Below are 832 nucleotides of genomic sequence, written 5' to 3'. Positions count from 1 at the left end.
CATGTTTGGGTAGTGTTTCTCGGATTAACGGTGATAAATTTTTGACCGTACAGGTCAGCTTTATAAGCCAACATACCTAAAAATGTGCGCCAACCAACATCAGAAATACTCATGGACAGAGCGTGATTTCGTAACATATTTCTACTTCTAAGCTCTTCAGCGACAACCAAATCGTGGTTCTTGATAAGTGTTGTCGAGACGAGATGGAGAAAATTTTTGCGACGATTAGCAATTTTACGCTGGATGGTGGCAACAACGTGACGCTGTTTCTGATAATTCTTGGCATCACGTAAAGGCTGATGTTCTTGTTTGGCACGTCGTGCCCGTCGAGAGAGCTTGCGTTGTGCGTTTGCTAACTTCCTGCTAACAGAACGATAGTAGCGGGGATTGGCAACAATATTTCCTTCGGAATCAGTTAGGAAATTATCGGTATTTAAGTCAATCCCAATAGCAGTAGTGGTTTCATTATTAACTTTGCCTACAAAAGGTTGTTCAGATGCTAATTGCATCGCTACATAGTAACGACCGGTAGCGTCCATTGAGATCGTGGTTGTACCAATACGAATACTGTCCATACGATTGAATATTTTTGGGGGTATCCCCTTGAAACGCAAGCGACCTAACTTCGGTAATTGAACCTGCCGAGAATTAATGATCCGAACACTACCGTTTTGCATGTTAGGTATTGCTAATTTACTGGCATACATGCAGGAAGTTTGGTAGCTTTGTTCAATTCTTTTTTTGTGAAATACTGGTGTTCCAGCACGATGAACTCTTCGAAATAAATTCCAAGCAGCACGATAATTTTTGATAGCATTAGCTTTCATTAAAC

Annotated in this window: 1 protein-coding gene; it reads right to left on the bottom strand. The window is 41.0% G+C overall.

Annotated elements, in window-relative coordinates:
• On the bottom strand, positions 1-832 hold an 832-nt coding region (locus FC26_RS11745), incomplete at both ends, for an RNA-guided endonuclease InsQ/TnpB family protein (RefSeq protein WP_235809515.1).

The sequence above is a fragment of the Paucilactobacillus vaccinostercus DSM 20634 genome, from assembly GCF_001436295.1.
GTDB classification, from domain to species: domain Bacteria; phylum Bacillota; class Bacilli; order Lactobacillales; family Lactobacillaceae; genus Paucilactobacillus; species Paucilactobacillus vaccinostercus.
The sequence above is the reverse complement of the archived record's forward strand: the minus strand, read 5'-3'. Positions and strand labels throughout refer to the sequence as shown.